We start from the raw sequence: 5335 nt of genomic DNA, 5'->3' as shown, positions 1-5335 counted from the left end.
GGGGCGGTCGCGGCCGGCGCGGCGTTCGCGGTCCGCGAGCGCGGGAGCCGGGCGCCGGTCCTGGTCCCGGCGGTGCTCCGGGCGCCGGGAATGCGAGCCGCGCTGGCCGCCGGCGCCGCGGTCAACTTCGTCATGACCGGAGTGCTGTTCGTGCTGCCGCTGGTGTTCCGGCAGAGCCTCGGGCTGACGCCGTTCCAGACCGGCCTGGCGTTCCTGCCGATGACCCTGCCGTTCGCTTTCAACCCGCTGCTCACCGGGCGCATCGTCGCGCGGACGGGGCCGCGCCGCCCCGTCCTGGCGGGCCTGGGCCTGCTGACCGCCGGGGGAGTGCTGTTCGGCGCCGTGCTGCCGGACGGCGCGTCCTACCCGCCGCTCGTCGCGGGCCTTCTGTGCACCGGGTTCGGCGTGTCGTTCGCGCTGCCCGCCCTCGCGACGATGGTCGTCGCCGCCGCCCCCGAGGGCGCGGCCGGCGCGGCGGGCGGCCTGCTGAACGCCGTCCGGCAGCTCGGCGCCACCCTCGGCGTCGCGATCATGGGGGCGTTCGCGCCGGTCGGAGCGGGGGACGGCTCCCGCGATCCGGCCGACGCCCTGCTCGTCGCCGCCGCCGTCTGCGCGGTCGCCTGCGCCTACGTCCTCGCCGCTACGCCACGCGCACGTTCGCGCCGGACGCCTTGAGGTCGTCCCGCAGGGCGCGGATGTCGGTGCGCAGCCGCTCGGCGGCCCGCGGGTCCGGTTCCAGGCCGCCGAGGCCGTCCTCGATGAGGGCGAGTTCGGCGGTCCGGAGCCGTTCGAGCAGCCGGCGCGTCTCCCCGGCCGGCACGCCCCACTGCTCCTTCCGGCGCCACTTGCGGAACGCGAGCACGTGGCCCTCGCCCGGTATCAGGACGCCGCCCCGCGTCTCGGCGTGCACCGTGCGCCGGAAGTGCGAGAGGTAGCGGCGCCTGGCCAGGCGGTAGGAGACGACCGCCGCCAGCAGGATCGGCGCGCCCTTCACCGGCATCAGCACCAGCCCGGTCAGGACGGGGGCGTCCCACCAGGAGTGCAGCGCCATCGCCAGGACGAACGCGCCCACCGCGGCGGTGAGGTGCGCCTTGGAGGCGCGTCCGATCAGGCAGCCCAGGCCCGCGCCGCCGACCGCCGTCATCGCCCAGTGGCTCCACCACGCCCCGCAGACCACCCGGGTGCCGAACGAGAAGAACGCCGCGTTCGCGTCGTGCGTGGCGCCCGTGAGGACGATCGTGTTCAGTACGTACAGGAAGTTCTCCGCGAACTGGAAACCCAGCCCCGACAGCGCGCCGTAGCCCCACCCGTCGAGCGGCCCGCGGACCGCGGCCGGCGCCATCAGCGCCAGCGTCGCGACGCCGAGCAGCTTCAGGATCTCCTCGTCCACCGGCGCGGCGATCGACGCGCCCCAGGCGGCGTTGAACCCCGGCCCGGCGGTCTTCCCGACGATCGCCTGGAACGCCGCGTTGGCGGGCAGCGCGGTCCCGAACGCGGCCAGCCCGCCCCACGCCACCGCGATCAGCGCGTAGCCGAGCGGCGGCGAGCGGACGGGGTGCAGCCGCCGCAGCAGCCACACTCCGCCGGCCAGCGCCGGCGCGAGCAGCACGGCCCCGGCGATCGCGCCGGAGGGGAAAGCCGCGACGTGCGCGCCGATCCCGCGCAGCGCGATCCAGGCGCCGAGCAGGCACGCCGCCGCCCACAGCCAGAACGCGGGACGGCGCACCGGCCCGCCGCGGGTCATCCCCATGGCGCCGCGATCCTGATCGTCCGCACCATCGCCTCGACCTGCGGGGCCGCGTCCCCGAAGGCGCGCGGCGGGCCCGTCGCCGTGACCGCCGCGCCGAGCGTCCCCTTGGCGAACACGGTCGCCGTGCCGACGCGCTCGCGTCCCGCGAGCCGTCCGGTCAGCCCGGTCAGGCCCTGCGCGGTCGTGAACGGAACGGGGCCCGTCCCGAGGCGCGTGCGCCCGCCCGCGGCGACGATCCGCCCGAGGCCGCCCCACAGCGCCCGGGTGTCCGCCGATCCCAGCGGGACCACCACGCTGAGGTCGAAGACCACGTCGCCGCTGAGCAGCTCGGCGCTGCTGGCGAGGGAGGTGGTGCCCCGGTTCAGGACCCAGCCGGGGGAGGTGACCGAGAACGTCACCGGGCGGATGCCGCCGCGCTCCGTCCCGACCGACACCACCGTGCCCGGCGCCAGCGGCTGCCCGCGGGTCCCGAGGGCCCGGTCGAGCAAGGGAAGCCCGGCGCCGAAGACCAGCAGCACGAGCGCCACCACGCCCGTCCCCCACCATCTGACCCGCACCACGCGACCCCCCGACGACGTGCGCTGCGGAAATGCCCTTTGACAGGCGGAAATGCCCCTTGACAGGGCGGCTAAACAAGATCAGGCCGCAGGGGTCACCAGTGCGCGGGCCGCGCCAGCGCGGCGGGAAGCCGCGTCGCCGCGTCGCCGCGCGCCGAGTCGAGCTGCGCCTGGGTCAGGAAGAGGCATCCGGTGAGGTCGGCGCCCCGCAGATCGGCGTCCCGCAGGTCCGCGCCGGTCAGGTCGGCGACCCGCAGGTCCGCCCCTCGGAGGTCGGCGGCGATCAGATACGCGCCGCGAAGGTCGGCGCCCCGCAGGTCGGCCCCCTTGAGCCTCGCCCCCACCAGATCCGCCCCCCGCCGATTCTTCCTCCGTCCGGGGACACCCGCCCTGGCGAGCTCTCCCGCCCGCGACAGCAGGCCGTTCACCCTCTCCCGGACGGCCCGGACGTCCACCTCGGCGACCTCGGCGGGGCCGCCCTCGGTGAGGCGGTCGACCTCGTCGGACGCCCGCCGCAACTCGTCGCGGATCGGGCCGGAGGACGGCATCGCCGCGGCCTGGTCCAGGTACCAGAGCAGCTCGTGGAGCTGGCGCATCACGGGGAACACGGTGAACATGCGTCGCGCGACGTCCGGATCCCCGCGCCAGTCCGTGCCGGAGAAGGTCTCGCGCGACACCTTCTGCCCGGCGCCGAAGCAGTCGAAGACCGTGCAGCCCGGAAAACCGCGCTCCCGGAGGTCGGCGTGGACGCCGCAGCGGAAGTCGGCCAGGAGGTTGCGGCAGGGCTCGCCCGCGTCCTTGTCCACGGCGAAGTCGGCGGACCGCGAGAACGGCAGCGCGACGCAGCACAGCCCGAAGCAACTGGCGCAGTCGGCCTTCAGATCCGATCTCTCCGGCACTTCCCGACCCCCGGCTCGTGGACGACGCTCCATTGTCGCGCCGGGCCGGCCGTGCCCGGGACGCGCGGACCGCCGCGGTCCCGGATACAGTTGCGGACTCCTATGACACCACCCCTCACCGAACCCGCCATCGTCTCCAGACTCCGCGCCGCCGGCTGCGTGTTCGCGGAGGACGAGGCGCGGCTCATCCTCTCCACGGTCCGCACCCCGGACGACGCCGCCGCCATGGTCGAGCGGCGCGCGAACGGCGAGCCGCTCGAACACGTCCTCGGCTGGGCGATGTTCTGCGGGCTGCGGATCGCCGTCGGACCCGGGGTCTTCGTGCCGCGGCACCGCACCCAGTTCCTCGTCCGGCGGGCCCACGCCCTCGCGCCTCCCCGGCCGGTGATCCTCGACCTGTGCTGCGGATCGGGCGCGCTCGGGGCCGCGCTCGCCTCCGGCGTGGGGGAGTGCGTCCTGCACGCCGCCGACATCGAACCCGCGGCGGTGCGCTGCGCCCGCGGCAACATCGCGCCGTACGGCGGCACGGCCCACGAGGGAGACCTCTTCGACCCCGTCCCGGGTGAGCTGCGCGGGCGGGTCGACGTGCTTCTGGCGAACGTCCCCTACGTCCCGACCGGGGACGTCCCGCTGATGCCGGCGGAGGCGCGCGACCACGAACCGCGCTCGGCGCTCGACGGCGGCCCGGACGGCCTCGACCTGCTGCGCCGCGTCACCGCCGAGGCGTCGCGCTGGCTCGCCCCGGGCGGCCGCCTGCTGTTCGAGACGAGCGAGCGGCAGGCCGCCGCGGCCGTCGCCGCCGTGGAGGCCGGCGGCCTCGCGGCCGCCGTCGCGGCGTCCGAGGAATTCTCCGCCACGGTCATTGTCGGCGCAAAGCCGGTGTAAAACTCCACAGGCGGGTATCGGTCGGTCAGGACCGAACCGAAGGAGTGAAGCCAGATGCGCCGCATCAGCGCAGCGATCAGCGCCATTGTCGGGACGATCGTCAGCGTCGTGACCCTGCCGTTCCGCGTTCTGGGGCGGTTGCTGACCCCCGGTCGCGGCCGCAGCCGCCGCGGGGCGGCGTGACGCATATCCGGATCGCCCCGGGCCGGTTCTCCCCGAACGGCCCGGGGCGATCGCATGGAAAAGGCGTTGCGCGCCCGGCCGGCGTCCCGCACCATAGGAGCAAGCCACTGATCGGAAACGGACGGGAAGGAGCGGCGGCCATGGTCACGACCATCACCCAGCAGGCCCCGCGGCTTTCCGGATTCGGCGCGGGTCAGGGTCCCGCCTTTATCGGAAACGCCTCTGGATAGGGCCGCCAGGCTCCGCCGGAGGCCGCCAGGGAGAGATCCCGGCGGCCTTTCGTTTCCCTCAAGGGTCAGTAGCTCAATGGGGAGAGCGCCCGCCTTGCAAGCGGGAGGATGCCGGTTCGAATCCGGCCCGATCCACGGCCTTCGAGCTCATGTGGACGAGCGCCCGGTCGAAACCCGGGAGGACGAGGTTCGACTCCTCGGACGGCCACCGAGCGGAGCTTTCCCGGCTCCGCGCGTCGCACAGGCCTGAATGGTGAGGCGGCTGGCTTCCACCCAGCAGAACCGGGTTCGATTCCCGGGTGCGGCTCTGGACTGGACCGGCGGGAGTAACGACCCCCGGCCGGTCCTCCCCGTGCCCACGGGCGGGCGGACGCCACCGCCCGCCGGCGGGCACCCGTGCTGGATCATCCAAGGGCAGGATGCGTGACTCTGGATCACGTCATGCAGGTTCGACCCCTGCTCCAGCAGCCCGACGGCCGCGGGCCGCCGCCTCACCGGCGGAGCCCCGCAGCGTCAGTACTCGCCCGTCGAGGCCCGCTACTTCCACGAAACGACGACCCGGCGCTCGCCCTGCTGCTGCGGCACCTGTGACCGCCGGAGACCGCCTTGACGGCGCCAGCCCGCTCGCTTAATTTGGCGTCCAAATATTGGCCGTCAAAGTATCGGCCCGCATCCCCGGCAACCTGGAGGAACGATGAGCGACATTCCCTCGTACGCGCCGTCCGAGGAGCATGAGCTGCTGCGGAGTTCGGTGCGTGAGCTGGCCGAGGCCAAGATCGCTCCTTTCGCGGCGGAGGTGGATGAGGAGTCGCGGTTCCCGCAGGAGGCGTT

7 protein-coding genes and 4 tRNA genes are annotated in these 5335 nt (G+C 74.4%); 8 read left to right on the top strand and 3 right to left on the bottom strand.

Features of this window, described 5'->3' with window-relative positions; genetic code table 11:
• The coding region (locus tag ABD944_RS41915; protein ID WP_345187779.1) for an MFS transporter at window positions 1-675 on the top strand (675 nt) is incomplete at its 5' end.
• Here the strand turns inward: ABD944_RS41915 and ABD944_RS41910 are convergent.
• From ABD944_RS41910 to ABD944_RS41900, 3 genes are all read right to left on the bottom strand, one after another.
• Window positions 641-1750 (bottom strand): PrsW family intramembrane metalloprotease, encoded by a 1110-nt coding sequence (locus ABD944_RS41910; protein ID WP_345187777.1) that lies wholly within the window; start codon window positions 1748-1750, stop codon window positions 641-643. The genes ABD944_RS41915 and ABD944_RS41910 overlap by 35 nt on opposite strands.
• The gene (locus ABD944_RS41905) at window positions 1741-2310 is read right to left on the bottom strand and encodes a hypothetical protein (protein ID WP_345187773.1); all 570 of its coding nucleotides are present in this window, start codon (window positions 2308-2310) and stop codon (window positions 1741-1743) included. Before ABD944_RS41905 ends, ABD944_RS41910 begins: the two co-directional genes overlap by 10 nt.
• Window positions 2311-2402: 92 nt before the next feature.
• Window positions 2403-3239 (bottom strand): pentapeptide repeat-containing protein, encoded by an 837-nt coding sequence (locus tag ABD944_RS41900; protein WP_345187771.1) that lies wholly within the window; start codon window positions 3237-3239, stop codon window positions 2403-2405.
• 69 nt (window positions 3240-3308) lie between these two features.
• Between ABD944_RS41900 and ABD944_RS41895 the strand changes: the two genes are divergently transcribed.
• From ABD944_RS41895 to ABD944_RS41865, 7 genes are all read left to right on the top strand, one after another.
• Window positions 3309-4091, top strand: a complete 783-nt coding sequence (locus tag ABD944_RS41895; RefSeq protein ID WP_345187767.1) for a putative protein N(5)-glutamine methyltransferase — start codon at window positions 3309-3311, stop codon at window positions 4089-4091.
• Window positions 4092-4145: 54 nt separating this feature from the next.
• On the top strand, window positions 4146-4274 hold the full coding sequence (locus ABD944_RS41890) for an LPFR motif small protein (RefSeq protein ID WP_268248260.1): 129 nt from the start codon (window positions 4146-4148) through the stop codon (window positions 4272-4274).
• A gap of 292 nt (window positions 4275-4566) precedes the next feature.
• Window positions 4567-4639 (top strand) — tRNA-Ala (locus ABD944_RS41885).
• Between the two features lies 1 nt (window position 4640).
• A tRNA-Phe gene (locus tag ABD944_RS41880) sits at window positions 4641-4712 on the top strand.
• A gap of 27 nt (window positions 4713-4739) precedes the next feature.
• Window positions 4740-4811 (top strand) — tRNA-Gly (locus tag ABD944_RS41875).
• A gap of 90 nt (window positions 4812-4901) precedes the next feature.
• Window positions 4902-4972: transfer RNA gene (locus tag ABD944_RS41870), tRNA-Gln, on the top strand.
• Window positions 4973-5198: 226 nt separating this feature from the next.
• A partial coding sequence (locus ABD944_RS41865) for an acyl-CoA dehydrogenase family protein (protein ID WP_345187782.1) occupies window positions 5199-5335 on the top strand: 137 nt, incomplete at its 3' end.

This window comes from Actinomadura verrucosospora, assembly GCF_039540335.1.
GTDB classification, from domain to species: Bacteria; Actinomycetota; Actinomycetes; order Streptosporangiales; family Streptosporangiaceae; genus Spirillospora; species Spirillospora verrucosospora.
The sequence above is the reverse complement of the archived record's forward strand: the minus strand, read 5'-3'. Positions and strand labels throughout refer to the sequence as shown.